We start from the raw sequence: 25,363 nt of genomic DNA, 5'->3' as shown, positions 1-25,363 counted from the left end.
ATCTTGATATCAAATCTTCCGTTAAAGGGGGCTAATCATTAATAAAGGTTAGCTCTCTTCTTTTTACTAATAAGGATTGCCTTATCATGATTGTTTTGAAATAATTGGGTCTAAATCGCATCAAACAACCCATTGGGAAATGTCGTTGAGAAGAGGTACTTTAATATGTCTTTGAAGTTAGAAACAGAACGATTAACAATGCAGCCATTTAGTATAGTAGATTCAAGCAGAATTAAGGAGTTAGCAAATAACATAGAATTAGCTACTATTCTGGATCTTCCTTTTCCTTATGAGCTAGAACATGCTGAGGAGTGGATTGCTATTCAACCAGAACAGATTCAAAAGGGACTCGAGTACCCTCTAAAAATAGTAAACAAGAAAGAAAATGAAATAATTGGAACGATCACTTTAAGAGTTGATAAGAATAATAATAAGGGTGAACTTGGTTATTGGATTGGTAGAGATTATTGGGGGAACGGGTTTGCAACAGAAGCTGTAAATAGGATTATTGAATTTGGATTTAATCAATTGGATTTAAACAAAGTATGGGCCTCAGCTATTTCTAGGAACAAAGCTTCAAGCGTTGTTTTAGTAAAAGCTGGCTTTCAAAAAGAAGGAAGATTAAAACAAAATAGACTTTTACAAAATAAATATGAAGACGTTGATGTGTATGGGCTCTTAAAAATTGATTATAAGAGTTGGTTTTTTAAACAATCAGGAGAGCTTGCTTAAATGAAAGATAAGGAGAGATTAATGACACTGGAAGTAGAAAGGTGATAATAGTGATGATTTTTGAAAAGAACGAAATAAACAAGTGGAAAATTGAGTTAGAAATTATGAATTCAAATTCTTCCTATAACCTTCTGTCCAAGAATAAAAAAACTATTAGTTTTAAAGATATAAATTCTGAGTTTGAAGAATCAAAAAAGCTAAATACCACTAGATTATTAATCAAGAAGTCTGAAAAGTACATTGGTTTAGTCGATTACTGCATAGAAAATCCCACTGATAATACACCTTGGATAAGTTTGTTTGTAATTCATAAGCAGTTTCAAGGTTCTGGAAACTCTCTTGAAGCATTTCGACATTTAGAAAATATAATTAGACTAGAAGAAAAGAAAAGTTTACGTTTGGCAGTACATAAGGAGAATGAGAAAGGTTTAATGTTTTGGACTAAACTAGGTTTCAAAAAGTTTAAAGAAGTAATTCTTGAAGGAAAACCACACTATTGTTTAGAAAAGGACTTATAAGTCTTTATTCAAGAAAAGGGGGCTTTAATGGAGTAACTTTTAGAAAGAAAAGAGCTTGGAGGAGATCCTCCAAGCTTTTTTGTTGTGAATTTTATTGTGAATCCGTACATGAATTTTATGTACCTTGTTATTTAGTATGTGATCTTGCATTCTGTTACCTCATAAAAGAACCTGTTACGTAAAGCGTTATATGTTTTTTAATCCCATAAAGGAATTTCACACCTTTAACTTGAAATATAGGATAACTGATAAGCGGAGCATTAAAGGAGGAACGGTTATGACTGTGAAAAATAAAACAGAGTTGTCCCTAGAACAAAGTGAAGAATTACTTGGCGTGTTAAAAGAACGATTTGAAAACAATATGAATCGACATGAAGGTCTGGAATGGTCCAAAGTAGAAGGAAAATTGAGTTCAAATAAAGAAAAACTATGGTCGCTTAATGAAATGGAAAGAACCGGTGGAGAACCCGATGTAGTTGATTATGATCAAGAGAACGACACCTACATTTTTTATGATTGTTCAGCGGAAAGTCCTAAAGGGCGGAGAAGTGTTTGTTACGACCGTGAAGCACTTGAATCAAGAAAAAAACATAAACCTGAAAACAACGCCATCGATATGGCCGCACAATTGGGAATAGAACTCCTTACTGAAGAACAGTACAGAGGATTGCAGGAGCTTGGCAATTTCGATTTGAAATCCTCGAGTTGGGTGCAAACCCCTCATGATATTAGAGAATTAGGTGGTGCGCTTTTTTGTGATAGTCGATTCGGTCATGTCTTCGTTTATCACAATGGTGCAGAATCCTACTATGCTGCCAGAGGATTTCGTGGATCCCTAAAGGTCTAATCTTGTATCAATATTCTTCCAAGAAGAAATACACATCCAATTGAGTATGAAGGAAAATAAGACATACAAAAAAGAAGGAGTGTTCATTGGATGACAGAAAGTCAGATGAATCGTAAGGTTGACGGATTCTTAAGGAAGGACACTAAGTGGAAAGAAGAATTCGAGTTGTTAAGAAAGATTGTTCTTGATTTCGGACTGACCGAGGATTTTAAGTGGATGCATCCATGTTATACGTTAGAAGGAAAGAACATTGTATTAATCCATGGATTCAAAGAATATTGCGCACTTCTGTTTCATAAAGGGGCTTTGTTAAAGGATCCACATGGAGTACTAATTCAACAGACAGAGAATGTACAGTCAGCGCGTCAGATACGGTTTACGAATGTCCAAGAAATAGTTGAAATGGAAGACATTCTAAAAGACTATATTCTGGAAGCTATTGAAGTTGAAAAAGCTGGTTTGGAAGTAGAAAAGAAAACAGAGATTGAAATTCCTGAAGAACTCCAAAATAAATTCCGTGAAGTACCCGACTTACAAAATGCCTTTGAAGCATTAACGCCTGGACGGCAAAGAGCGTATACACTCTATTTTTCTAAAGCAAAACAATCGAAAACCCGGGAGTCAAGGATTGAAAAATATGTACAGCATATCCTTGATGGAAAAGGTATGCATGACTGATAGTGACTGTATTAAGTAAGACAATTAGTAGAATTAATCCAGTACAGAAGACGGGCAGTCAAAAGGGTTCCCGTCTTTTATTGTGGAATACATTGAGTCGTAGATACTCCTTCTACATCAAAAGTTGTAGCTATTTTCCATCCTATATCGGAAGCCATCCTATGTTTTTACTTGTATTCTAAAGATAGAGTTATAGACTTAACTAGGATCAAGGAGGCTGGTTGAATGCAGTTATTTCATTACCATTGGTGGACAGAACGACCGGAAGAGATGGAAAAATTCTATGAACGGTTGGGTTTTGAAACTACTTTAAGAGTCGGCAGATATAATGGAGAGTTTCAACAATTCAATCCACCGTTAACGTGGGAAGACTTCAGAGACAAAGGCATTCAGTTTAGAATTATTGAAATGGTAAAAGGTCAAACCAATATCACATTTGGTCAAGGGAAAAGGGATATGTTCGATCACATCGGTGTTCTAGTAAGTGATACGGAGTACAAACAGATTATAGACAACGCAACACAATTAAAGTGGACAGTTAATGAGGGAGAACGGAGAACATTTGTTACGACTCCTTGGAAATTTAAAATTGAACTTCAGAAACGAAAAGAAGTCGTAAGTGAAGAAAAACATACTTTCATAGAAAACATGACCATTCGCTTACCTTTTCAAAATGACCCTGAATTAATTGGTAGACTTTTGGACCTGAACAAACTTCAGAAAACAACAGACTGTGTAAAGGTAGGCAATTATTCATGGAACATCACTTTCAATAAAGGTAACCAAACCAGGTTAGATTCAGTTGTATACTTATCAAATGATTCACTGGATGAAGAAGATCCTGTGGGAACTAAATTAAGAAGTAGACAGTATTAAGTAATGACTAAACTTTCCAATATTAAAAAAGCAGGTGTATCAGATATGAAAGCTGTAATTCAACAAGAGTATGGGGATGCGAACGTACTGCAGTTCTCTGAAGTTGAAAGACCAAAAATTAAAGAAGGTGAAGTATTAATTCGAACTTCCTATACAAGTGTGAACTACGCGGATATCAAAAAGCGAAAAGGAAACAAAGGGAATGGTAGTTTCCCTTTCATATTGGGTCTGGATGTTGCTGGGACAATAGAAGAAGTGTCTTCAAATTCGAGGTTTACAAAAGGATCTCGCGTCATCGCTTTTCCTAAAAACGGTTCTTACGCAGAATATGTTGCTGCGAACGAACAACTCGTTTTTGAAATTCCTGATCATCTTTCCATGGAACGAGCGGCTACAATGCCAACCGTATCTATATTATCTTATACTCTTTTACATGAGATTGGACAAGTACAAAAGACAGATACGATTGTCATACATAGCGCAGGTGGAGGGGTTGGATCCATGCTTATTCAACTAGCCAAACTAGCGGGTGTCAGAAATATTATAGGAACAGTTGGAAACCTTGATAAAGAGCCATATGTGAAGAGATTAGGGGCTGATTCAGTCTATACTTACGATACATTCGTGGATGGTGTCTTAAATGAAACGAATAATCAAGGTGCGAATGTTGTCTTTGATTCGGTTGCAGGTGATGTGTCGAGATCAAGTCTGGATTGCTTAGCCCTTTATGGGACACTTGTTCAGTTCGGGAACAGCAGTGGCAAATCGGGATCTTTAAGTACGAACGATGTACATAGCAGCTGTAGAAACATTAAGGGATTCAGTTTGGGTACGACTAGAAAACATCATCCAGAACGACTTGCTCCTGCTGCAGAAAAAGTCATACAGTTGTTTGCTTCTAATAAGGTGGACCTCCAAATATCACAGATATTCAGTTTAGAAGAAGCTTCCCAAGCTCATCAATTAATTGAGAGCAGAGATTATGAAGGTAAAGTTCTGTTGAAAATAGATAAATAATTCCAAGTATATGAAAGAAGGACCCTACAAGTGAAAAGATTGATACTATTTTGCCTGATGTGTTTAACGATTATTTTAACCAGCTGCTCACAATCCCCTGATTACTCGGTACTTGAAGAAGAAGAGATCAAGGATCTACCAACTGTCTCAGGTTACATAAAAGAATTACAAACAAATAAAAAAGAGTATCAGGGCTACAAAATATTCGATTCCGCGGATGATAAAAAAGTCGTTGTGATATCCTCAGGAAATGGAAAGAGCGTGGTTAAGGTTAATCAAGTGGAACAATCCAGCAAAGACACTGCAATTACTATTTTACAAACAGACCAAGCTTCCGAACATGAAAATTCCTATGTAGTTGTACAGATAGAAGAAATCGTTGGAGCTTTCTATGTATTTGAAAGAGTAGAATATGAAGAGGCTCAATGATTACAAAAAGGGAAAAGCCCCATTTCAATGAAGAAATAGGGCTTTTTTCCTGCGGTAGTCATGTTTTCACGGTCTGTTTTTTCACAGGAATGTAGATGTCCATCTGTATGTTTTCTGATCCGTGACATCTTTCATCATACGCTCCATATCAAATGTCCCTCCATGTTCATATCCGGATTGTGGGAACCATTCGGTAAATACATAATTCCAGGTGGATTGAATGGAAGAGGGGAACGATTCCTCATTTGCTTTCGGTGTTGTGAACACGGCGTATTCCATCTCCGGGAAACTTCTGTACACCATACCATTAGGGGCTTGAGTTCCTTCTGCTACTTCCATTCCTATGATATAGACGAACTCACCTGTTTCAGGGGAAAAGTCGGTACAAATGCCAAGCTCGACATTTTTGTGAAGCGGGTCCGGGATGTTTGAGCCTAATTGATTTTGAATATACTGTTGCCAGAATGCTGGGATGTCTTTGTTGTTCTGCCCATCTTGATTCTTTGTTTTCAGTTCGTAGCCAATGATGTGAAAAGCCGGTTTTGTAACAAATTTCGGTTCCATTGTGTTACCTCCTGATATGAGTTTAGGATTTAAGCAGGCTTTGGCACGTAATGGACCAGAAAGGCTAGTGGCGTTACGGTATTGCCTCGGTGTCACGGCAAAGTACTTTTTAAACGCACGGTTGAACGATTCGTGATATTGAAAGCCCACATCAAGGGCAATATCAATCACTTTATCATCTGAAAAATAAAGTCGTTCTGCTGCAAACGTCAGCTTTCTCCTTCTCACGTAAACCATCACAGGCTCCCCAACCATGGCTTGGAAAACCCGATGATAATGGAACGGAGAAAAACAAGCGATTGAAGCCAACTCCTCAAGTGTAATCGGTTCTTGAAGGTTTTCTTCGATGTAATCGAGCGTACGCTGTATACATACCACATAATCCATATCCATTCACCTGCCTATATCCACAATACCAATCCCTGAAATTTTGTTCTTAACCTTTATTGCTATCTTCATTTTACGTTGAAAAATAGAGACAGCCAACAAGGTTAAGATAGGAAAAATAAAAAAGAGGTAAATATTACCTTTTGTCGAAAAGTACCAAGAATATGAGTTTTCAAGGAGGCTGTACATGTTGAATTTTCCGAAACCAGATGTAGAACAATTCTTTCAGACATTAACCATCAACGATTTTGTCATAAGCCCGGATGAAGAGCAGCTAGTCATCAGTACGAACATTAATGGGCATTTCAATCTATGGGGGATGGACCTTCCTAATAAGTACCCATATCCACTAACATTCTCCAATCAAAAGTGTCATGCGCTTCATTATGATCAGAAGGGTGACTTCATAGTTGCTGGCTTTGACTTTGATGGAGATGAAGACATCCAGCTATATGCGCTTCAACCACAAGGAGGAGCATTGCTTCCATTACGTGAAGAGAAAGGTGTAAAACACTATTTCGGCAGTCTTTCAGAAGATGGTAAGCGGTTATACTACACATCTTCGAAAGGCAATCCAACGTACCTTAACTTGTACCGCTACAACTTAGAAACAGAAGAGGTTACCACCCTGATTGAGGGAACGGATGCAGCCATTGATATCATGGCAGTAAGTGAAGATGAAAAAAAAATCGTTTACTCAAAGCATTATACAAACTCTCATACGCTCGCTTTTGTAAGAATGAATGGAGAGGATGTATCTTTAACACCGCCAAGTGAAGAAGAATTCATGATTATGGAAGCCGTCTTTTTCACCGATGACATTCTTTACTTTACGACAAACTTTGGATCTGATTTTTCTTATTTGGCGAAGTTTAATTTACATACGAAGGAATTCTCCAAAGTGTTAGAACTCGAGCAGGAGGACTTAACGACTGTAAAGGCGGATAAAGAGAATAACCGATTATACATCGTCAGCTCGAGTGGGGTTGAAGACCGGCTCTATGTGTATGACTTGAGTAAAGAAACCTACGAACAAAAGGACATCCCTGTTCATCTCATCAACAAACTCGCGATTTCCTCAAAAGGGAATCTTTACTTGCTTGGCGATGGTTCAAAAAGACCGACAAATGTATATTGCCAGAAGCTTAATGAAAGTCAATGGGAAAAGTTGACGAACAATCAAGTCCCAGGTGTTTCAGAAGAATTGTTGATTGAACCTGAAGTAATCCGATATAAATCCTATGACGGACTTGAAATTGAAGGATTGTTCTATCGTGCGCATGAAGACAATTCAAACGGTCATGTTATCCATTTCCCACATGGAGGACCACAGTCCGCAGACCGGAAGAGGTTCTGGTCCTTGTATCAATTCTTGCTGCATCGCGGGTATTCCATTTTTGCTCCTAATTTCAGAGGATCGACCGGTTATGGATTGAAATTCATGAAAATGGTAGAGCGGGATTGGGGGTATGGGCCGCGGCTTGATAACGTAAAGGGTATCGAGTGGTTAATCGAAAATGATTACGTAGATCCAGATAAAGTCTTTTTGATGGGTGGAAGCTATGGCGGTTATATGGCATTGCTCCTTCACGGTCGTCATGCAGAGTTATACCAGGCGGTCGTAGATATCTTCGGCCCTTGTAACCTGTTTTCTTTCATTGACAGTGTGCCGGACCATTGGAAACCTGCGATTGCCAAGTTCGTCGGTGACCCGGTTGAGGATAAAGAGAAATTGACGGAAGACTCCCCAATTACCTATCTGCAAGAAATGAATAAACCGATGCTCGTTATCCAAGGTGCAAATGATCCGCGGGTCGTGAAGGCAGAATCTGACCAGATTGTTGACGCGCTGAAAGAAAATGGCACAGAAGTCGAGTACATGCTTCTAGAAGACGAAGGACATGGATTCTCCAAGAAAGAAAATGAAATGAAGGTATATAGAAGGATTCTAGAATTCTTCGACCAAAAGATTAATGCAACAGTAAAATCCTAATACAACTGTAGGGGCGTAAATCCGATAAAAGGATTACGCCTCTTTTTGTTTAATATCTAATAATAGCGACCATTGATGTTTTAGGTGAGGGAGGATGAAAGTGAACGTAGTCGATGAGTTAGAGCAACAGTTAATAGAAAAAATTGAAGAGAGCATAGGTGAAATCACGAAAATACATATACCAGCCGAACAAGGATGGACCTCAACTGTAAGGCAACTTTTTACAAATGAAAGTAAATACATACTTAAAACCTCTACCGAAGAAAGATATCGAATCTGGTTGAAGACAGAAGCTCAAGTACTAAAAAAGCTCCTTCATGAAAATATCCCCGTTCCAAAATTTCATGGCTTTATTGATGAAGAAGATCGAAGTCACTTAATCATGTCCTATGAGAAGGGGATTACCTTAAGAAAAGCTTTAGCAACATCAGCCACTTTAGAAGAACAATGCTCTTTAATTACGAGCTTTGGTGAATTTCTTCATCATTTTCACGAGAGCTCCCCGATTCAATCCCTTCAGCACGATAAGAATTGGCTGAATGAGCAACTTCGTATTGCTGAATTTTATGTGGGGCAAGGAAATACAGATGGGACGAAACAGCTGTTAGAACACTTGGTATTGAACAAACCTACACCTGTACAACAAACAATGATACATGGGGACTGTACGATAGACAATGTACTTGTCACGGATGGCAAAGTACACAAGTTCATTGATGTAGCTGGAATGACAGTGGGAGATCCTAGATTCGATGAGGCGCTCGCCATTCGGAAATTCACGGATCATACTGAGTACATCCAATCTTTTTACGAAGGATATAAGCGATATAAGATTACAAATGAAGAACTAGCGTACTTTGATGAAGGATTGTATGAGTTCTTCTAACATGAAAAATAAGATTAGAATTTTTTCCGTTATTCTCTTCCTAATCACCACTTATGTAATTTTGATATTCGTTAACAGTAGCGAGGAAGCGAGAAGTTATGTAGAAGATCATGATTATTATGTGGTTTGGTCAAACGGAGATAACCATCGTTACACATTAGATAGAGTGACACTGTTTAACGAACCCTATAATTACATCTGGAGTTTGCAGAAAGATGAAATACGTGAATATATCGACAAGGAAATTACGGTTGAAGCTTTTATAGGATATAGCTTTGAACATGGCCTGAAATCCTTGTATGTGATGAAAAGCCAACATAAATTAATTGGCGGATATTCTACTGAACTGACCGTAATGCCTCAAAATGGTATAGCTAATACGATGGATGGGCGATCATTTGCAGAAGTACATTCAGGTACTATAGAGGATTGGGAGGAAGCAACACGTACAAGGTTAGATTAGCAATATACAAAATAACTGGGGCATGAGCATTTGCCCTTTTTTATTTATGGAGGGACTCAAGTGGAAGAACTTATACATCAGATTGCAAGACAGGTTAACACCAGCAAAAAGAGACTTATCATTGGCATATCCGGTCATGGTGCCTCTGGAAAGACAACGTTTGCCAATCAACTTGTAAAGGTTCTAGGCCAAGATGAAGTCAATCACCTGAACACCGACCCTTATATCATTGGCTCTAATCTTAGAAAGTACGCCAAAATTGATTATGAGTATGAAAACAAGAAACATCATTTTAAAATGACAGCTTGTCATCCCGCTGCCCATAATGTAGTGGCGCTAGAAAGAGATATCATAATGATTAAGGGTGGTCTGGATCTCTATTCAATTGGGACTTCTTATTCAGAAAGCACTTTGATGTCATCTAAGAATCGTGTGACGGTCATTGAAGGGATTAGTGTCGCTTTTGTTAATCCTGATCTAATAGATATCAAAATATTCTTTTATACAGATGGCGAAACGGAATTTCTAAGAAGAACGGATCGTGATATTAAGGAAAGAGGCTTAAATCTCGACTACTTAAAACAATCTCACGAAGAGCGAAGGATTCAATATGAGTTGTTCATGCAGCCGTATCAAAAGAACTTCGATGTGATCGTTAGAAACTCAAACAATGAATATCAAATCGAAAAATCTGCTGTACAGTTTTCTTGAATACATGGGAGGTTGATGAAGATGGATCATACAAGTCTTGACCCACATGAGTTCAGCGTCATATGCCCTGATAGTTGTGGTAACTCTCCAAAAGGAAAGCTAATCAAAGAGATTACCATCGCTTTTGCGAAGAGAGATCTTGATTCTTTAAGCGACTATATCTCTGATGGCTTCACGTGGGAGATTGTTGGAGAGAATAAGATAAATGGGAGAGAGAATTGCTATAATCAGCTATGTAAAATGAACAAAGATCGTCAGGTGCTTCAGATAGAGATAAAAAGCATTATTACGCATGGTAGAGAAGGTGCAGTGAACGGCTCTCTCATTCTAGACAACTCAAAGGAAATCTCATTTTGTGATATCTATCAATTCACCAGTGCAGGGAAGAATTCGAAGATTAAAGTATTAACGTCATATAATATAGAACTGAAATAACTGAGGTGTACGCATGAAGTGGAAAGAGAAATTTAGTGATTTTCCTTCGTTGAATACAGACCGTCTCATACTAAGAGAAATAACTCTCGAGGATACGGAAGATCTCCATCATTATGCGTCAAATGACGACGTAACGAGACTAGTGGCATGGGAGAGGCATACCAATTTGTCAGAATCCAAGCAATTTATCAAGACATTCCTTCCTAAATATGTTGTTCCTTGGGGAATAGAACATAAGGAAAGTGGAGCATTCATCGGGACCGTCCATTTTGTTTGGTGGGATGAAGCTAATCATAGTGCAGAAATCGGTTATGTCCTCTCACAAGACTATTGGGGACAAGGCTTGATTACAGAAGCGGCTAACGCTGTCATCTCATTCGGATTTGAAAAGTTGGATCTCGTTCGCATTCAGGCAAGATGCTTTTTAGAAAACGACGGTTCAGAACGGGTTATGAAGAAGTTGGGAATGACCTATGAGGGAACGGTAAGAAAAGCCATGCTGGTGAAAGGAACCCACCGGGACTTAAAGCTGTATTCGATTGTGAAATAGGATTAGCTGAAGATGTAACTCTTCAGCTCTTTTTGTGGAAACTTTTAGAATCCATATCCGTATTAATTAGTACAAACAGCTTCTGGAGGGGAATATGCGTTTTACAAGCTACGTGTTATACATATGTCTAAGCTTATTGATACTGAGTAGTTGCTCAAATCCGGAAAAAACAAAACACCCAGTGATTGTGAATCAGGAAGATTATATACTTTTTGATACTCCTTATTCTAAAAATGTTGAAGCAAAAAGAATTACGTATTTAAGTGATGATTTTGAAGTTGCAGGTTTTATAGTAAAACCTAAGAAAATAGATGGCAAGTTACCTTTATTGATTTTCAATCGAGGTGGAAACAAAGAATACGACAAGCTTGAAGAGAAAATTCTATCTAACTATTTAGCTTTTTGGGCAGAAAAAGGTTATGTAGTACTTGCTTCCCAATACAGAGGAAATGATGGAGGAGAAGGAGAAGAAGAGTTTGGAGGATCCGATATAAATGATGTTCTTAATCTCCAGAAAGTAGCAGAAGAACTTCCGTATGTTGATTCCAACAAAAAAGTAATGCTTGGTATTTCTCGTGGCGGAATGATGACCTATCTTGCTATAAAAAATGATATGGACATCGATGCAGCAGCGGTAATAAGCGGTACAAGTAATTTGTTCGATTTATACAATAAAAGAGGAGAAAAAATGAAGAGTGTGCTAGAAGAGTTAGTAGGCACACCTAAAGAAGAAAAAGCTGAATATGAAAAGCGTTCTTCGGTCTATTGGGCGGATGAAATTAATGTACCGATACTCATTGTACACGGTGCGAAAGATGAACAAGTACCAGTTGAACAAGCTCGTACACTTACAAAAGAACTTAAGAAGAATAACAAGGATTACAGATTTGTAGAATACCCTGATGCCGATCATTCCATTTCAAGTCATTTCAAGGAATCATCAATTGAGATTGAGAAATGGTTTAATCACCACTTAAAGAATTAAGAAACAATTCCTGACAGAGGTGGACTATGCAAAACATATTACTTCTCATTATTCTCGTATTGACAATTACAGTTTCAATTGACTCTTACCGAAATACAAAGAAAATTTTTAAAGAATTATCCCATATTAAAGGTAAGTTGAACCGTTTAGAAAAAGCTATAAATGATACAAGTGAGAAATAAGCTTTGTCACCCTTGGATCCGTTTCTTTTATATACATGAAGAGGGATTGTTATACCACTAGAGAATACAAGTTGAAGAGATTTTTAATAAGGTGTGAGAGGGATTAATGGATCAAAACACATTAAGTAGCATTAATAAAGCTGGTTGGAGCCAGGCTGCTTACCAGGCATGGGTGAATCGGCACGGTACTCCGGGTGTGTACGCAGAAGAATTAATGAAAAAACCGAAAAAGGTTGTTTCTCATTATCTCAATTACATGGTGAATGTTGAAGGATCGAGAATTATAAACCTCCTGGGATCAAAGGGAAATAAAGCGGTAGCTTTTGCACTATTAGGAGCGGATGTAACGGTTGTCGATATTTCAGAGGACAATGCAAAGTATGCTACTGAATTAGCTCAGGCTGCCAATGTTGATATCCAATACATTGTTTCAGATGTTCTAGACATACCACAAGAACACAAGCTGGGCTACTTTGATTATGTAATTTTAGAACTAGGGGTTTTGCATTACTTTGTAGACTTAAAACCGTTATTCAGGTTGATACAAAGCTTACTTACACCTGGTGGAACCTTCATTTTGCGAGACTATCATCCTTTTGTCTCTAAGATGTTAAACTTTGAGGGTGGTACTTGTGTAGCGACTGGAAACTACTTCTCTGAAGAGCTTGTAGAGGTCGACGTCGCTTTTAGTAAACTGCTATCAGAAAACCAGAGGACCACCTTGAAGCAAAATAAAATCCGGAGGTGGACCTTAGGTGAAATTGTGACTGCTCTTGTTGATACTGGCTTGGTGATCAAATCACTAGATGAAGAACAAGGGATCAAGTGGGCATTTCCACCTGGTTCACCCGAAAAGATTGAGGATCGATTACCTGGTGTTTTTACATTGGTAGCAACCAAAAGAGAGGAAGGAGCATCCTATGAATCTTCAATTTAGCAAACTGACAGCACCTACTCCAGAGATAGTGGAAGCATACAACCGATGGGAAAATGATCTTGCTTTAATTCCGTTTACACGACCTAACCCTAGTCAGGCTGAACTAGAGCTTCAGCGGGAACTTACAATTGAGGATTTACAACAACGATTAGAGCACTTACATATCTATTTGATTTATCTTGACCATCAGTTAATTGGAGAAATGAATTACATGGTAGACCCAGAACACTTGTTTATCAAGGAACCCGGAACTGCCTGGGTTGGTATTACAATAGGTGAGCAGGAAGCTAGGGGAAAAGGTGTAGGGCATCACGCTATGCAGTACTTGGAGGAACAAATTAAACATCAAGGACTCCACCGGATTGAACTGGGGGTTTTTGAATTCAATCATCAAGCGCAAAAATTGTATCGGAAATTAGGATACAAAGAGATTGGGCGGATTCCCGATTTTACCTATTACCAAAATAAAATGTGGACAGATATACGGATGGAGAAGTACATCACAAATCAATGAAATGGGAGATTATTATATGAATCAACATCATGTTTTTCCAGATTTAGAAACGGACCGTTTAAGGTTGAGAGGGATAAATGAGGAGGATACGGATTTTATTTATCGGCATTTCAGTAATGAGATGGTTTGTAAATACTTATATGATGAAGAACCGATAGCAAATAAAGAAGAGGCTCAGGAACTCGTGAATTCCTACCATGACTCCTCAGCTAAAGGGTATAATCGATGGATTCTAGTAAAGAAAGAAGACGGAAACTCCATTGGAACTTGTGGTTTTCATTTGTGGGATCGAACCAATCATATAGCTGAAATCGGATACGATTTAGGGCATGAGTATTGGAGGCAAGGATACATGAAGGAAGCTTTGAAGCAGGCGATTGAAAGTGGGTTCCGTAATATGAACCTGAACCGCATCAATGCCTTTACCGCTATAGAGAATGAAGCTTCTATCCAGCTTTTGAAATCACTTGGCTTTAAAAATGAAGGAATATACAGAGAGAAACATCTATTCCGGGGCCAGTATTACGACCATTATTCTTTTTCATTGTTAAGAAGAGAATGGGAACCCCACAACATGGGTTAAGGGATTGGATAAAAGGGAGGGATAGAAGAGTGGGGAAAAAAACATTCATAGACCTGAGCCATACGATTGAGGATGGAATGATAACGTACAAAGGGCTCCCTGCGCCTATCATATGTGACTATCTAAGTAGAGAAGAATCAAAAGACATGTATGAAGATGGAACTGAATTTCAGATCGGTAAGATTGAAATGGTTTCGAACACAGGAACCTATGTAGATGTACCTTTTCACCGATATGACGATGGTAAAGATTTGAGTGAAGTTGTCGTAGATAAATTCGCTGGCTTAGAAGGTATCATCATACATATTGAGGAGACGGTTAGAGAAATTGATGAAACCTATTTTAAAGGGCTTGATCTTGCGGGTAAAGCTGTACTCATTCAGACAGGCTGGGACCAACATTGGAACACCGACCAATACTTTGAAAACCATCCCTACATAACTGAACAAGCCGCACATGTCCTGAAGGAAAGCGGGGTAACACTGGTTGGGATTGACTCCGTTAATATTGATGACACATCCGGTAATACTCGTCCTGCACATACCATTTTACTTGGTGCAGAGATCTTGATTGTGGAACATCTGTGTAATCTGAATGAACTGAAACGGAAAGATTTTCTCTTTTATGCTGTCCCACCGAAAATTAAAGACTTCGGTACGTTTCCAGTTCGAGCTTTTGCAGAAATAACAGATTAATTGAGTTGGAGGGGTGACATTGGAAATCTGGACTATACTCACCATTATTGTTCTAGTATTTGCTGTCCGGTGGATCAAGTTTGTCAAAATGAACACCGATAAACAAATTGAACAAAATGAAGAAATCATCGCCTTACTAAAAGAATTGAATGGCAAGAAGCAAAATTGATGAAAGTGGTGGGGGTTATTTGAAAAACATAGTCGATTCGGTAAGAAGGTATAAATCTATTAAGTAACATTGACATACTGGAAAATAATGATAACATATCTATTAATTTATTTGACTGACTCTCGTTTAGTAGGCGAGAGTCTTTTCAGTAAAAAGGGGGAGCACCATGAATCCGATTTTAAGAGAAATTGAAACGACTTTAGAGACTGAAAGATTAATTCTGCGTATGCCTAAGTGTGGAGATGGTACAGCAGTGAATGCTGCCATCCTAGCATCTTTAAAGGAACTGAAGCCATGGCTGCCGTTTGTACAGACAGTACCGACTGTTGAGGATACAGAGCTTAACATTAGAGAAGCACATGCGAACTTTGTAAAGCGTACCAGCTTGCGATACCTTATTTTTCATAAGGGAACGAAAGAGTTCATTGGAAGTACAGGTTTCCATGAGATTGATTGGGAAGTCCCGAAGCTTGAAATCGGTTACTGGATTGATACTCGGTTCAGTGGTCAGGGGTATATGGTTGAAGCGGTCGGCAGGCTGACAGACTTTGCTCTTGAAGACTTGGGTATGAGAAGAGTGGAAATTCAATGTGAATCGGAAAATAAGAAGAGCCGGTCCATTCCAGAGAGATTGGGCTACACTCTGGAAGGAATCATGCGAAATGATGATGTGTCCGTAGATGGAGAGCGCTTAACTGACACATGTATCTATTCCAGAATCAACTGACAGAGGGAGGTTATCATGGGCAAATTGTTACTTTCAGGTGGAGGGAATGCAGTACAGTCAGCGCCGATTAACAAACATTTTGTTGAACAATTGAACGCGAGCCCTTCTATCCTTTACATACCCATTGCTGGAGATCCCTCATTCAGACCATATGAAGAGTGCCTTGATTATGTAAAAAGCATGTTCAATCCACTTGGCGTTAAAGAGATTGAGATGTGGACAGATTTTGAAGGAAAGACACTTGATGATTTAAAACAGTATTCAGGTGTTTATATGAGTGGTGGAGATCCGTTAAGACTCTTAGAGGCATTCAAGGCGACCGGTTTTTCAAAAGTCGTAACGCAATATTTTGAAGGTGGAGGAATCATATACGGGCAAAGTGCTGGTGCATTGATTCTCTGTGAAACGATTGCACATCTCTATGTGGGTGATGATCCTCAGCCTAATCCTAATGCATACACGGGATTAGAACTATTCAAAGGTAAGCTGATCTGGTGCCATTACACGGAGGAAGCCGATCATGAGATAAAAGACTCTCTCCGGCAGATTGATAGACCTATTGTAGCTATACCGAATGGAACAGCGTTATATATTAATAATTTACGAATGAAGCTTATAGGAAACGAACCTGCTTATTTTTTTGAAAGTGAATCCAAAAGACGACTGTATAAAGACATCACCTCATCATCTACCATAATTTGAGTAAAAAATTTTTCTCCCCCTTTTGTTATTTTAGTTGTATAATTTATCTTGGCTTACAACAATTGACAAAAGGAAGGGGGGAGAACAGAATGAATCAAAACATAGCTGCCAACGAGTTGGTACATAAGAATGAGAAAAAATATTTCTGGTTGGTCTTAACCATCAGCATGATTACATACATTCTATTATCCATTTCAATCATTGGGATTTTCATTGCGCTCTTTATCGCGTGTATGTCTTTATTCGTTACAGCGTTGATGATTGGAAACATTCGTATGAATGCTGTGAAGCTCAGTGAACATCAATTTCCTCAAGTGTATGAACGCACGAAAGAATTGTGTGCAAAAATGGATATCCCCTATGTACCGGATGTCTATGTCATGGAATCTTCAGGGATGCTCAATGCATTTGCGACCCGTTTTTTTGGTAAAAACATGGTCGTCCTCTATTCAGAAATTTTCGAGCTGATCGAAAGGGAAGCAGATGACGAGCTGGATTTCGTCATTGCTCATGAGTTAGCCCATATTAAGCGAAAGCATTTATCCAAATTATTAGTTCTATTACCGGCAATGTGGATTCCGGGCCTAGCTGAACTGTATTTACGCGCTTGTGAATATACTTGTGATCGGTATGCTGCCTATTACACTGAAAAACCAGAAGCGGGAGCCAATGGTCTAACGATTTTTGCAATCGGTAAATCGCTGTTCAAACATGTGGATCGCCAAGCTTATCTACAACAAGTTGATCAAGAGAAAGGGTTCTTCGTGTGGCTCAGTGAAATTTTATCCACACATCCACCACTTCCAAAACGAATTCGTGAAATCGAACTGTTTTTTGCTGAGGATAGAGGTTTTGCCGTAGAAAAGAAATCAGTAGGCAAGGCTTGGGTACTCGGAGCTGGAGCAGTCCTTGTATTTGGTGCGGTGGTCTTTGGAGCCTATTCACTCATCGAACGCTTTTCATTTCAAGATATGTTAGCGGATGCAGAAGAGAGTTTCGCTTTTATGGATGAACCGCCACCAATGATTAATGCGGTTGTAAAAGGGGATCGTGATGAAGTAGTCGCTTTGATTGAAATTGGTGAGGACCTTCATGTTGAAGATTCTCAAGGATTCACACCTTTGCACTGGGCTGTGCAAGATGGAAACGATGAAATGGTCCAGTTGTTATTGGAAGCTGGAGCAGATTCGAATTATGAAGATTATTCAGGTATGACCCCACTCATGATTGCTGCAGAATACGCAAGTACAGAAACCGTGGAGCGATTAGTCGAGGCTGGAGCGGATTTGAATTACCAGGATTTTGGTGGGATGACACCGATTTTTTATGCGGTCTTCAGTGACAACATCGAGACGGTTCAATTGTTGATTGATAATGGGGCAGACCTTGAAATGGTCGATATGGACAATCAGACAGCACTTATGCATGCCATCCAATTCGGAAATCGAGAAATAGCAGAATTGTTGAAACAAGCAAGTCAAAACTAAAAAGGGGAGAGAACACATGATTTCAGAACCAGCAGGATTTTGGAGAAGATTATTAGCACTTATTTTAGATGCATTTATTGTTGGAATACCACTCGGCTTAATCAGCTACATGATTTTCGGAACGATGGAAGAAAACGCGTTTACTTCCATTACAAGCTTCCTATATGGCTTGATTCTCCCAGTCGTATGGACGGGGTACACGATTGGAAAAAGGATCTTAGGAATACGTATTGCGAAAGTGAATGGAGATAAGGTAGGGATTGGTACGATGTTGATGCGTACAGTTGTTGCCACTCTTGTATACACTATTACGCTTGGAATAGGCTTCATCGTCAGTGCTTTCATGATCGGTTTAAGAGAAGACAAAAGATCCATCCATGACTTTATCGCAGGCACATATGTAACCCATCAAAAACCTTAAGAAACAATGGAAAACGGACGCTAAGATTGCGTCCGTTTTTTTCTTATTAGTAGATATGCTGAAATAATGAGTACAACGATAAGACTTATGTAAAACCAATTAGCATTGTGGGATTGGTTTACTGTAGAAGTAGTTGTTGATTTTACAACAGGTTTAGAATTGATGTATTCCTGAAAAAATACGTTTCTTTCTTGATTAAATTCCTCAACTTGACCGTTTTTAACTTGAATCATCCCGTTTGGTCCAGCAACAGGTACAAGGAAATCAGCTGTTTCCACTTTTTCTAAAAGCAGAAGGAATTCACCACCGTCATTCTGAAAATCTTCTGCCCAACCGACATCAGCTGCATCAATGCCCACTATTTCAGGGTTTGTGGTCTCTCCTTTATAAATTTCATTGATGTTAAACTCGTATCCACCAAAAATGAAGGTGCTTGTCTTAGGCTTTGAAGAAAAATCATATGTCCCTTTGACGACCACATCTGCTCGTTCAACAACTACTTCTGGTTTCAACTCCACCCAACTTGTAGCCTGACCGATTGCATATGGAGAAACCAATGTAATGAAACATATGAATAGTAAACTCCAAAAAGTTTTCATATTCATCCCCCTTTATCTCATAGACGTACGCTAAAATTTGAGGGTTTCACATTATACCGTTTCGCGTTCAATTAGCGTTGTCGGAACTTCGATGTGGGCGACTTGCTCCGTCATGGCTTGGTCAAACAATTGTTGACCAACTTTTACAAGAGGAAGGTCAATCGTAGTAATATTCATCAGCTTGGCGATCGGTTGATTATCGAATCCGATAATCGCTAAGTCCTCTGGAATGGAGATTCCCTGTTCTTTACAGCAGGTAACGACTCCTGCAGCTACTTGATCGCTCGTAATCAAGAGAGCGGTTGGAGGATTCTCCATTTTTACAAGTGAAGAAACGACTCGTTCACCATCCTCAACTTTATAACATTCATCGAACACAAAATCATTTCGGTAAGATTCTTTTATTCGTTTGAGAAAATCCCTGTAAGCTGATTCTCTTTGGAGACTGTTTGTGCCGGATCTTCTTCCGATGCAATAACCAATCTCACGGTGTCCTTGTTTATGTAAATAGTCCAACGCTTTTGTGAAACTGGCATAATGATCAACATAGGTCGCAGATACTTCTTTCTGTCGGGCATCCTCACAAACCACGATTTTCCCGTAGCTTGTGTAACGCTCAATGACGTCCCAACCCGATATTCTTGAACAGATGATCAACGCATCGATCTGTTTGTGTTTCAACATGTCGAGGGCTTCCATTTCCCGCTCCACGTCATAATCCGATTGGAAAAGGACAAGCTTATAATTGTTTTTCAGCGCTTCTGCCGCAATTCCTTCCACAAGAGATCCAAAATAGGGATGGTTGGAGAAGGGGATGACAACACCGACTAAGAACGTTTTCCCTTTACTAAGGTGAACAGCGTTAATGTTTTTTTGATAATTATGTTGTTGAATGGCACTCATAACGGCTTGCTTTTTCTGTTCACTTACGTATGGTTGATTGTTGAGGACTCTCGACACTGTGGTTACGGAAACACCAGCAAGCTTGGCGATATCACGAATATTTGGCATTTGATCACCCTTTTTCAGTTTCTCCTTGCTCTGAAACGCGTTTCATACATTAAGCTTACCTTGAAAACGCGATAATGAGGAGGAGATTACTTTGGCTATCCTATATTTGTTGATCCTGTGTACCATTATTCTAGCATGTTCGTCGTTGGCGGTCTTTGAGTATGACAAACCAGATCATACGTTTCACACAGACGATGAATATCGTTACTTGTTTGATGTTTATAGTAAAAAAGATAGGGGCTCATCATTATGAGCCCCTATCTGTATGGAAATTAACGATCCGATCCAAAAGGAACAAGATCCTTCGAGCGAGCTTCTTTTACCTTTAGTTTAATCTTCATAGGGTTTATATCCAGCATAACATTGAGTGCAGCATAAGACTCTTCGCCATTGATCTTGCCCCAATAACCGGATGTTTCAGATGCTTCACGGAATGTTAGCTTGAATCCTTCACCTCGATTTTCATTTATCATCTCAAAACCGAGAGCATCCGCTTCGGTTGCTTCGTTGTCAACAAGATCGTAGGTCATCACTTGTTTTAAGGCATCTGCTTCAAAAATCCCTGTGTTGGTTGAGTTTGGCGGATAGTACGGGTTTTCAATGAGGGATTTTCCCTTAATGATGTCAAAAGTTTTTGTATCCCAATGGTATTGATCACCTTTTTCAATGTAACTGAGTTTCACATCTTGCATTTGTGCTGGATATTTTGAACCTTTCTTTGCGTCAGCCAAGTCTATGATAATAAGTCCGCTTTCGCCAACAACCTGAATGGTTTTCTTTCGATTATCGACGATCATCGCACTGTTTTCTTCGATTCCGAAGCCATAAGCTTTACCCGCTTCCCAGGCTCCCACGATTATACGTCCAAATCGTCCTCGCTCCAGGAAATGTTGATCGACCATCCCAAGCTCGAAAAATCCTAGACCTTTCGTCAAGAAGACCCTGTTGTCATCAGAATCATCATAATTATCTCTCTTGGTAGCACCTTCGTTCAGAGCACCTAGGCTTGTCCCAGCTCCAATCATTGGATCACTCATTATGGCAGCACCAGCACTTGTGCCTCCAAGCACAGCCCCATCTTGATACAGGTTTCGGATAGCGGTTAACACAGGAGTGTCTTCCTTCTTCTCAGTTAAAAGTGTGTCGGTATAACGGAGCTGGTCCCCGCCCACAAACCATATGGCATCGTATTGTTGCATCTGGCGAGCAAGTTCAGGGTCATTTGCATTGTCTTTCCATGTGGATTCATCTTCTTCCGTTGAAGAATCGTCTCGAACGGCAATAGGGATGATATCAATGTTTTGTTCAGCGACACCATAGTGAATGAAGTCCTTTTTATAAGACGTCGCACTTTGAATCGGACTGGAGCTTGCAGTGGGAAGAATACCGATTTTAATTTTGGACATGTCTTCGTTTTGATGTTCTTGTGCTTTTTGAATGAACGCTGAATATACCTCAGTGTTATCCGGTGACAATGCGCCACCAACAATGACAAGGGATCCTTTCTCATTAGTTGTTCCTGCACTTACTTGTACACCATCTTGAAACATGAGTGGCAAAATGATTGCGGCACACAAAAGCAAAGCGACTACTAAACTACTAACCAGTTTCTTGTGACTATTCAAGACCATCTCTCCTTCTTTTTTGAATTCTTCTTGTTAATAACATGCAAGTTTTGTTCCAATTTTCTGATAGTTAGTAGAGTAAGAATCTATTGACGGCTTGTCATTTAAGTGCGGAATTAATGAGAACCTATTAGAACCTAATAAGCGGAAAAGAACCCATACTGAGAATAAGACAGAGGGATGGATACCTATATATAGGCTAAAATTGAGCTGTTGTAGTTTTTAATTGAGGACGTCTACTTCCTATTATTTACATGTAAATAAAAACCATATAAACCATATAATTTACACTATTTTACATAATATGTAATAGTTTAGTAGATTTCTACCTATTTTCAATGAATAAAGGAACTTAACTGATAGGTTCCTCATCCTATGTAATGACTTAAGGCCGTATGCAAGAAATTCTTAGGGGAGGAACCGCAATATATGCAGACCATCGTTTTTATTGGGACTAATAAATCAGGTTCTAGTCGAGAGGCTATAAGAGCTGCAGAGAAGATGGGATACTTCACAATACTTCTAACTAATCAAAAAAAGTTCATCAAGCAACGAACAGAATTCGAGGATATTCATGAAATCATTTACAGCCGTTTTACAAAAAAGGAATTACGATTCCACCTCAAAGAACAAACCCAAAAAGGGAGAGAAATCAAAAGTATTGTAAGCTTTATCGATCCATATGTCCATCTTGCCGCAGAACTTGCAGATGAGTATGGCGTCTGCAATGTTTCAGTTGAAGCACTAGGTAAAATGGAGAACAAGTATGAAACCCATCGTGTCTTAGCAGGGATGGGGCTCACTCCTTATGCCAAATTCTATTATCCTGGAGATTCTATATTTGAATTCATCAACACGCTGGATCTGACAAGGAATTGGATTGTAAAGTCCCCTACTTCCACTGGTTCGAAGGATGTCATACTGACAAAAGGAATGGAAGAAATACAACACGCTATTCAACGACTCTCTGAGCGTTATCCAGAAGAGGTAATTCTTGTAGAAGAGTATTTGGAAGGTCCTCAATATCTAGTAGAAATTCTGATAGATGGAGGAATCATTCATACCATTGCAGTCATCAAACAAAAAATACAAATCGGAAAACGGTTCATCATTACAGGTTATGCAGTGTTGCCCGCCCTTGTTGAAGAAGAGTTGAAGAACAGTCTGGATGAAACGATCTCCAAGATTATCGCTGCATTCAAGTTGCGAAGCGGGGCTTGTCATCTGGAATTAAGGTTGGTGCAAGGTGAGTGGAGGCTGATTGAAATCAATCCTAGAATTTCAGGTGGAGCCATGAATGACATGATTGAAGCAGCGACTGGAATCAATCTAGTAGCTGAAACGCTCAAACTAAATCTTGGTGACAATCCAAACATAAATAAGAGAAGGTCAAGACCCGTTTATACGCATTATCTGACGATTGATAAAAAAGGGACACTCTTGAAAGTTACTGGTAAGAAGAGGGCGTCTAGATGTCCTGAAGTGGAGAAAGTCTATATTAAACCAAGAAAAGGAATGTTCCTACGACCTCCTCTTTCAATGGGAAACCGGTACGGATACATCATCGCAACAGGAAAGACAATTGAAGAAGCCAAACAAAATGCCTTGAACGCATCAAAGGAAATCCGTTTTCACCTAGAACCATTGTAGGTAGTAGAGGAAGGGGAGACAATTTTGACTACAGTCGGTATGCTTTCTCATCGTAAAGACCCTAAGACTGTTTACAAAGCTTATTCGTATGCTGCTGCAGCAAAAATGGAAGATGTAGAATTCGTCTTTTTTTCACCAGGTAGAGTGAACTTGAGTGAAAGGACCATATTAGGATGGGTATATGAAAGTGGAGAATGGATTGAAAAGACGGTTTCATTTCCAGATGTCATTTATAACATTAGTTCAGCTCATACGAGTAAACAGCAAGATATCATTGATCAATTAAGGGCGGAAATTCCTTTTACAAGCTACGCGATCGGGGATAAGATCAGCGTCTATGAGCGGATCAAGGTCGCGCAGAAATATGCCCAATACTTGATACCATCCTTTGAAATCATGCGCCCAAAAGAAGTCACAAGTTACCTGAGCATGCATCCTGAAATCATTGTAAAACCAGTTACTGGTCATAAAGGAAATGATGTCATTCATATTAAGAGAACTGGAATGGACTACTCTGTAAATGAACTTCATGATTCACACACTATGACAAAACAAGCGTTAGAAGAATTTTTAAAAGATCTCATGAAAGACACTACTTTTCTTTTTCAACCATTTATTCAAAGCAAAACACGTGGAGGTTTGGCCTATACGCTTAGACTTCATACTCAAAAGAATGGGAAAGGCCAATGGACTGTAGCAACGATCTATCCGCAAATCGCTGTTGAAGGTGTTGTAGCAAACTTGAGCAAGGGTGGATATACGTCAGAGCTCACAAAGTTTCTAAAATATGAATTCGGGGAGCATTATTTTAATATCAAAAGAACGCTAGAGCAATTCGCACTCCAGTTTTCAAAGCACTTCGATAGTCTATATGAAGACTCGTTGGACGAATTGGGAATGGATGTTGGGTTGGATGAACATGAGAAGATTTGGCTTTATGAAGTGAATTGGCGACCTGGAGTTCCGCCGATCTTTAATCTTAATTCAGACATCACAAGAACAATGATTCGTTATGCCTGTTATTTACATGAGACCTCGAAAGGGGGTAAAAACGATGAGCTTGTTTGATCGCGATGCATGCCCGAAATCATCTTGTGTATGCCAAACGGCGAAGAAAATTGAAGCCTTACAGAATAAGTTTAAAAAGAATGGTTGCGTGAATGAGTCCTTATTCTACAAAACATCTGACAAAGATACTGTTCCCATCATCTTGTTCAACTGTGAAGACAAAACGTTCAAAGCTTTTGGTGACATCGGAGATTTATCTTACGAAGGATATGGTTGCTTCTTGACCCACTTTTTTCGAGTTGAAGAGGTCGATTCCCATTTATGTTGCGCCACCTTATCTTTGCTGAGATCTGTAGATGAATATGGTTGTGTAACAGATTCCATATGCGACACGTTTCGTCTTGAAAAAACGGATGTTTGTGTTGAAGTAGATCTGAAACGCTTTTGCGCCATCCAGTGTGCTAGTCCTAAGTTAATAGACCGTCCTTTACCGATACAGCCGAAATGTTAAGTGAAAAGTAAACCCTAGAGTACTTGGACTCCAGGGTTTACTATATTGGTATATTAGTTCGTTTTCTTCCAGTAAGCTGTTTCTTGACTGGAGCGAAGGGGAGGGAATGTTTCTCCGCTTTCCAATTTGATATGTTTTTCATCGTCGGTTGGATTGCTGTTCTTTCTGCCATCTGCTAAACCATCGAATTCATACGTTCCGTTTGCTGGAGCTTTTTCTCCTGTCTTGTAACGATCAGCCATGAAAATCCTCTCCTTAATTGGTTATTTTTGTCGACAGTTAATATGTAACCCATATAAGGAAAGGGTAAACTTATTTTACTTATAAAGTTTATGTGGAGGAAATAAAATGTATATTTCATCCATACTCCTATAGAATATTTGTAATATTGAGAAAAATATTGTCTGAATGGAAGGAATATTGTAGACAGAAAAGGAATTAGAGAAGTGGTCATCTTTTTTAGTTGAGCAT

Annotated in this window: 30 protein-coding genes and 1 pseudogene; 26 read left to right on the top strand and 5 right to left on the bottom strand. The window is 39.0% G+C overall.

Annotated features, from left to right (window positions below; genetic code table 11):
• Window positions 1-165: 165 nt before the first annotated feature.
• From ACSVDE_RS11770 to ACSVDE_RS11740, 7 genes are all read left to right on the top strand, one after another.
• Entirely contained in the window at window positions 166-732 is a 567-nt protein-coding gene (locus tag ACSVDE_RS11770) for a GNAT family N-acetyltransferase (RefSeq protein WP_439301081.1), read from the top strand.
• Window positions 733-785: 53 nt separating this feature from the next.
• On the top strand, window positions 786-1,250 hold the full coding sequence (locus tag ACSVDE_RS11765) for a GNAT family N-acetyltransferase (protein WP_439301080.1): 465 nt from the start codon (window positions 786-788) through the stop codon (window positions 1,248-1,250).
• 277 nt (window positions 1,251-1,527) lie between these two features.
• Window positions 1,528-2,097 carry a DUF4256 domain-containing protein gene (locus tag ACSVDE_RS11760; protein WP_439301079.1) on the top strand — a complete coding sequence of 190 codons (570 nt, stop codon included), beginning with the start codon at window positions 1,528-1,530 and terminating at the stop codon, window positions 2,095-2,097.
• A gap of 90 nt (window positions 2,098-2,187) precedes the next feature.
• Window positions 2,188-2,775 carry a YdeI/OmpD-associated family protein gene (locus tag ACSVDE_RS11755; protein WP_439301078.1) on the top strand — a complete coding sequence of 196 codons (588 nt, stop codon included), beginning with the start codon at window positions 2,188-2,190 and terminating at the stop codon, window positions 2,773-2,775.
• 225 nt (window positions 2,776-3,000) lie between these two features.
• The gene (locus ACSVDE_RS11750; RefSeq protein ID WP_439301077.1) at window positions 3,001-3,651 is read left to right on the top strand and encodes a hypothetical protein; all 651 of its coding nucleotides are present in this window, start codon (window positions 3,001-3,003) and stop codon (window positions 3,649-3,651) included.
• A gap of 45 nt (window positions 3,652-3,696) precedes the next feature.
• Entirely contained in the window at window positions 3,697-4,668 is a 972-nt protein-coding gene (locus ACSVDE_RS11745) for a quinone oxidoreductase family protein (protein ID WP_439301076.1), read from the top strand.
• 30 nt (window positions 4,669-4,698) lie between these two features.
• Window positions 4,699-5,097, top strand: a complete 399-nt coding sequence (locus tag ACSVDE_RS11740) for a hypothetical protein (protein WP_439301075.1) — start codon at window positions 4,699-4,701, stop codon at window positions 5,095-5,097.
• Between the two features lie 58 nt (window positions 5,098-5,155).
• On the opposite strand, the pseudogene ACSVDE_RS11735 reads toward ACSVDE_RS11740, so the two are convergent.
• Window positions 5,156-6,048: pseudogene (locus tag ACSVDE_RS11735) on the bottom strand (AraC family transcriptional regulator).
• 187 nt (window positions 6,049-6,235) lie between these two features.
• Here ACSVDE_RS11735 and ACSVDE_RS11730 point away from each other — a divergent pair.
• The 16 genes from ACSVDE_RS11730 to ACSVDE_RS11655 all read left to right on the top strand — a co-directional run bounded on the left by ACSVDE_RS11730 (window position 6,236) and on the right by ACSVDE_RS11655 (window position 18,488).
• Window positions 6,236-8,041 carry a S9 family peptidase gene (locus ACSVDE_RS11730; RefSeq protein ID WP_439301074.1) on the top strand — a complete coding sequence of 602 codons (1,806 nt, stop codon included), beginning with the start codon at window positions 6,236-6,238 and terminating at the stop codon, window positions 8,039-8,041.
• 94 nt (window positions 8,042-8,135) lie between these two features.
• Window positions 8,136-8,927 carry a phosphotransferase gene (locus ACSVDE_RS11725; protein WP_439301073.1) on the top strand — a complete coding sequence of 264 codons (792 nt, stop codon included), beginning with the start codon at window positions 8,136-8,138 and terminating at the stop codon, window positions 8,925-8,927.
• 1 nt (window position 8,928) lies between these two features.
• Entirely contained in the window at window positions 8,929-9,390 is a 462-nt protein-coding gene (locus ACSVDE_RS11720) for a hypothetical protein (RefSeq protein WP_439301072.1), read from the top strand.
• A 60-nt stretch (window positions 9,391-9,450) separates the two neighbouring features.
• Complete coding sequence (locus ACSVDE_RS11715; protein WP_439301071.1) at window positions 9,451-10,101, top strand: uridine kinase family protein; 651 nt, start codon at window positions 9,451-9,453, stop codon at window positions 10,099-10,101.
• 21 nt (window positions 10,102-10,122) lie between these two features.
• Window positions 10,123-10,536 carry a hypothetical protein gene (locus tag ACSVDE_RS11710; protein ID WP_439301070.1) on the top strand — a complete coding sequence of 138 codons (414 nt, stop codon included), beginning with the start codon at window positions 10,123-10,125 and terminating at the stop codon, window positions 10,534-10,536.
• 13 nt (window positions 10,537-10,549) lie between these two features.
• Window positions 10,550-11,086 carry a GNAT family N-acetyltransferase gene (locus ACSVDE_RS11705; protein WP_439301069.1) on the top strand — a complete coding sequence of 179 codons (537 nt, stop codon included), beginning with the start codon at window positions 10,550-10,552 and terminating at the stop codon, window positions 11,084-11,086.
• 94 nt (window positions 11,087-11,180) lie between these two features.
• On the top strand, window positions 11,181-12,071 hold the full coding sequence (locus tag ACSVDE_RS11700; protein ID WP_439301068.1) for an alpha/beta hydrolase family protein: 891 nt from the start codon (window positions 11,181-11,183) through the stop codon (window positions 12,069-12,071).
• Between the two features lie 288 nt (window positions 12,072-12,359).
• The gene (locus ACSVDE_RS11695; RefSeq protein ID WP_439301067.1) at window positions 12,360-13,190 is read left to right on the top strand and encodes a class I SAM-dependent methyltransferase; all 831 of its coding nucleotides are present in this window, start codon (window positions 12,360-12,362) and stop codon (window positions 13,188-13,190) included.
• Window positions 13,174-13,704 carry a GNAT family N-acetyltransferase gene (locus ACSVDE_RS11690; RefSeq protein WP_439301066.1) on the top strand — a complete coding sequence of 177 codons (531 nt, stop codon included), beginning with the start codon at window positions 13,174-13,176 and terminating at the stop codon, window positions 13,702-13,704. Before ACSVDE_RS11695 ends, ACSVDE_RS11690 begins: the two co-directional genes overlap by 17 nt.
• Before the next feature lie 16 nt (window positions 13,705-13,720).
• The gene (locus ACSVDE_RS11685; protein ID WP_439301065.1) at window positions 13,721-14,287 is read left to right on the top strand and encodes a GNAT family N-acetyltransferase; all 567 of its coding nucleotides are present in this window, start codon (window positions 13,721-13,723) and stop codon (window positions 14,285-14,287) included.
• Window positions 14,288-14,316: 29 nt separating this feature from the next.
• Entirely contained in the window at window positions 14,317-14,982 is a 666-nt protein-coding gene (locus ACSVDE_RS11680) for a cyclase family protein (RefSeq protein WP_439301064.1), read from the top strand.
• 19 nt (window positions 14,983-15,001) lie between these two features.
• Entirely contained in the window at window positions 15,002-15,151 is a 150-nt protein-coding gene (locus ACSVDE_RS11675; protein ID WP_439301063.1) for a hypothetical protein, read from the top strand.
• Between the two features lie 166 nt (window positions 15,152-15,317).
• The gene (locus tag ACSVDE_RS11670; RefSeq protein WP_439301062.1) at window positions 15,318-15,878 is read left to right on the top strand and encodes a GNAT family N-acetyltransferase; all 561 of its coding nucleotides are present in this window, start codon (window positions 15,318-15,320) and stop codon (window positions 15,876-15,878) included.
• 15 nt (window positions 15,879-15,893) lie between these two features.
• Window positions 15,894-16,580, top strand: coding sequence for a Type 1 glutamine amidotransferase-like domain-containing protein (locus ACSVDE_RS11665; protein ID WP_439301061.1), 687 nt, complete (start codon window positions 15,894-15,896; stop codon window positions 16,578-16,580).
• An 89-nt stretch (window positions 16,581-16,669) separates the two neighbouring features.
• Window positions 16,670-18,067 carry a M48 family metallopeptidase gene (locus ACSVDE_RS11660; protein WP_439301060.1) on the top strand — a complete coding sequence of 466 codons (1,398 nt, stop codon included), beginning with the start codon at window positions 16,670-16,672 and terminating at the stop codon, window positions 18,065-18,067.
• 16 nt (window positions 18,068-18,083) lie between these two features.
• Window positions 18,084-18,488 carry an RDD family protein gene (locus ACSVDE_RS11655; RefSeq protein ID WP_439301059.1) on the top strand — a complete coding sequence of 135 codons (405 nt, stop codon included), beginning with the start codon at window positions 18,084-18,086 and terminating at the stop codon, window positions 18,486-18,488.
• A 20-nt stretch (window positions 18,489-18,508) separates the two neighbouring features.
• On the opposite strand, the gene ACSVDE_RS11650 is transcribed toward ACSVDE_RS11655, so the two are convergent.
• The 3 genes from ACSVDE_RS11650 to ACSVDE_RS11640 form a co-directional block, all read right to left on the bottom strand.
• The gene (locus ACSVDE_RS11650; RefSeq protein WP_439301058.1) at window positions 18,509-19,087 is read right to left on the bottom strand and encodes a hypothetical protein; all 579 of its coding nucleotides are present in this window, start codon (window positions 19,085-19,087) and stop codon (window positions 18,509-18,511) included.
• Between the two features lie 51 nt (window positions 19,088-19,138).
• Entirely contained in the window at window positions 19,139-20,098 is a 960-nt protein-coding gene (locus ACSVDE_RS11645) for a LacI family DNA-binding transcriptional regulator (RefSeq protein ID WP_439301057.1), read from the bottom strand.
• Between the two features lie 272 nt (window positions 20,099-20,370).
• Window positions 20,371-21,723: a cyanophycinase gene (locus tag ACSVDE_RS11640; RefSeq protein WP_439301056.1), complete on the bottom strand. Its 1,353-nt coding sequence runs from the start codon at window positions 21,721-21,723 to the stop codon at window positions 20,371-20,373.
• Window positions 21,724-22,152: 429 nt separating this feature from the next.
• Here ACSVDE_RS11640 and ACSVDE_RS11635 point away from each other — a divergent pair, with 429 nt between their 5' ends.
• The 3 genes from ACSVDE_RS11635 to ACSVDE_RS11625 are packed head-to-tail and all read left to right on the top strand — an operon-like array spanning window position 22,153 to window position 24,892.
• The gene (locus ACSVDE_RS11635) at window positions 22,153-23,373 is read left to right on the top strand and encodes an ATP-grasp domain-containing protein (RefSeq protein WP_439301055.1); all 1,221 of its coding nucleotides are present in this window, start codon (window positions 22,153-22,155) and stop codon (window positions 23,371-23,373) included.
• A gap of 24 nt (window positions 23,374-23,397) precedes the next feature.
• Complete coding sequence (locus tag ACSVDE_RS11630) at window positions 23,398-24,441, top strand: YheC/YheD family protein (RefSeq protein WP_439301054.1); 1,044 nt, start codon at window positions 23,398-23,400, stop codon at window positions 24,439-24,441.
• The gene (locus ACSVDE_RS11625; protein WP_439301053.1) at window positions 24,428-24,892 is read left to right on the top strand and encodes a CotY/CotZ family spore coat protein; all 465 of its coding nucleotides are present in this window, start codon (window positions 24,428-24,430) and stop codon (window positions 24,890-24,892) included. Before ACSVDE_RS11630 ends, ACSVDE_RS11625 begins: the two co-directional genes overlap by 14 nt.
• A 53-nt stretch (window positions 24,893-24,945) precedes the next feature.
• Here the strand turns inward: ACSVDE_RS11625 and ACSVDE_RS11620 are convergent, their stop codons facing one another.
• Window positions 24,946-25,134, bottom strand: a complete 189-nt coding sequence (locus ACSVDE_RS11620; RefSeq protein ID WP_439301052.1) for a YjzC family protein — start codon at window positions 25,132-25,134, stop codon at window positions 24,946-24,948.
• Window positions 25,135-25,363 lie beyond the last annotated feature (229 nt).

This window comes from Pseudalkalibacillus sp. Hm43, from assembly GCF_051842935.1.
Lineage (GTDB): Bacteria > Bacillota > Bacilli > Bacillales > Fictibacillaceae > Pseudalkalibacillus.
The sequence above is the reverse complement of the archived record's forward strand: the minus strand, read 5'-3'. Positions and strand labels throughout refer to the sequence as shown.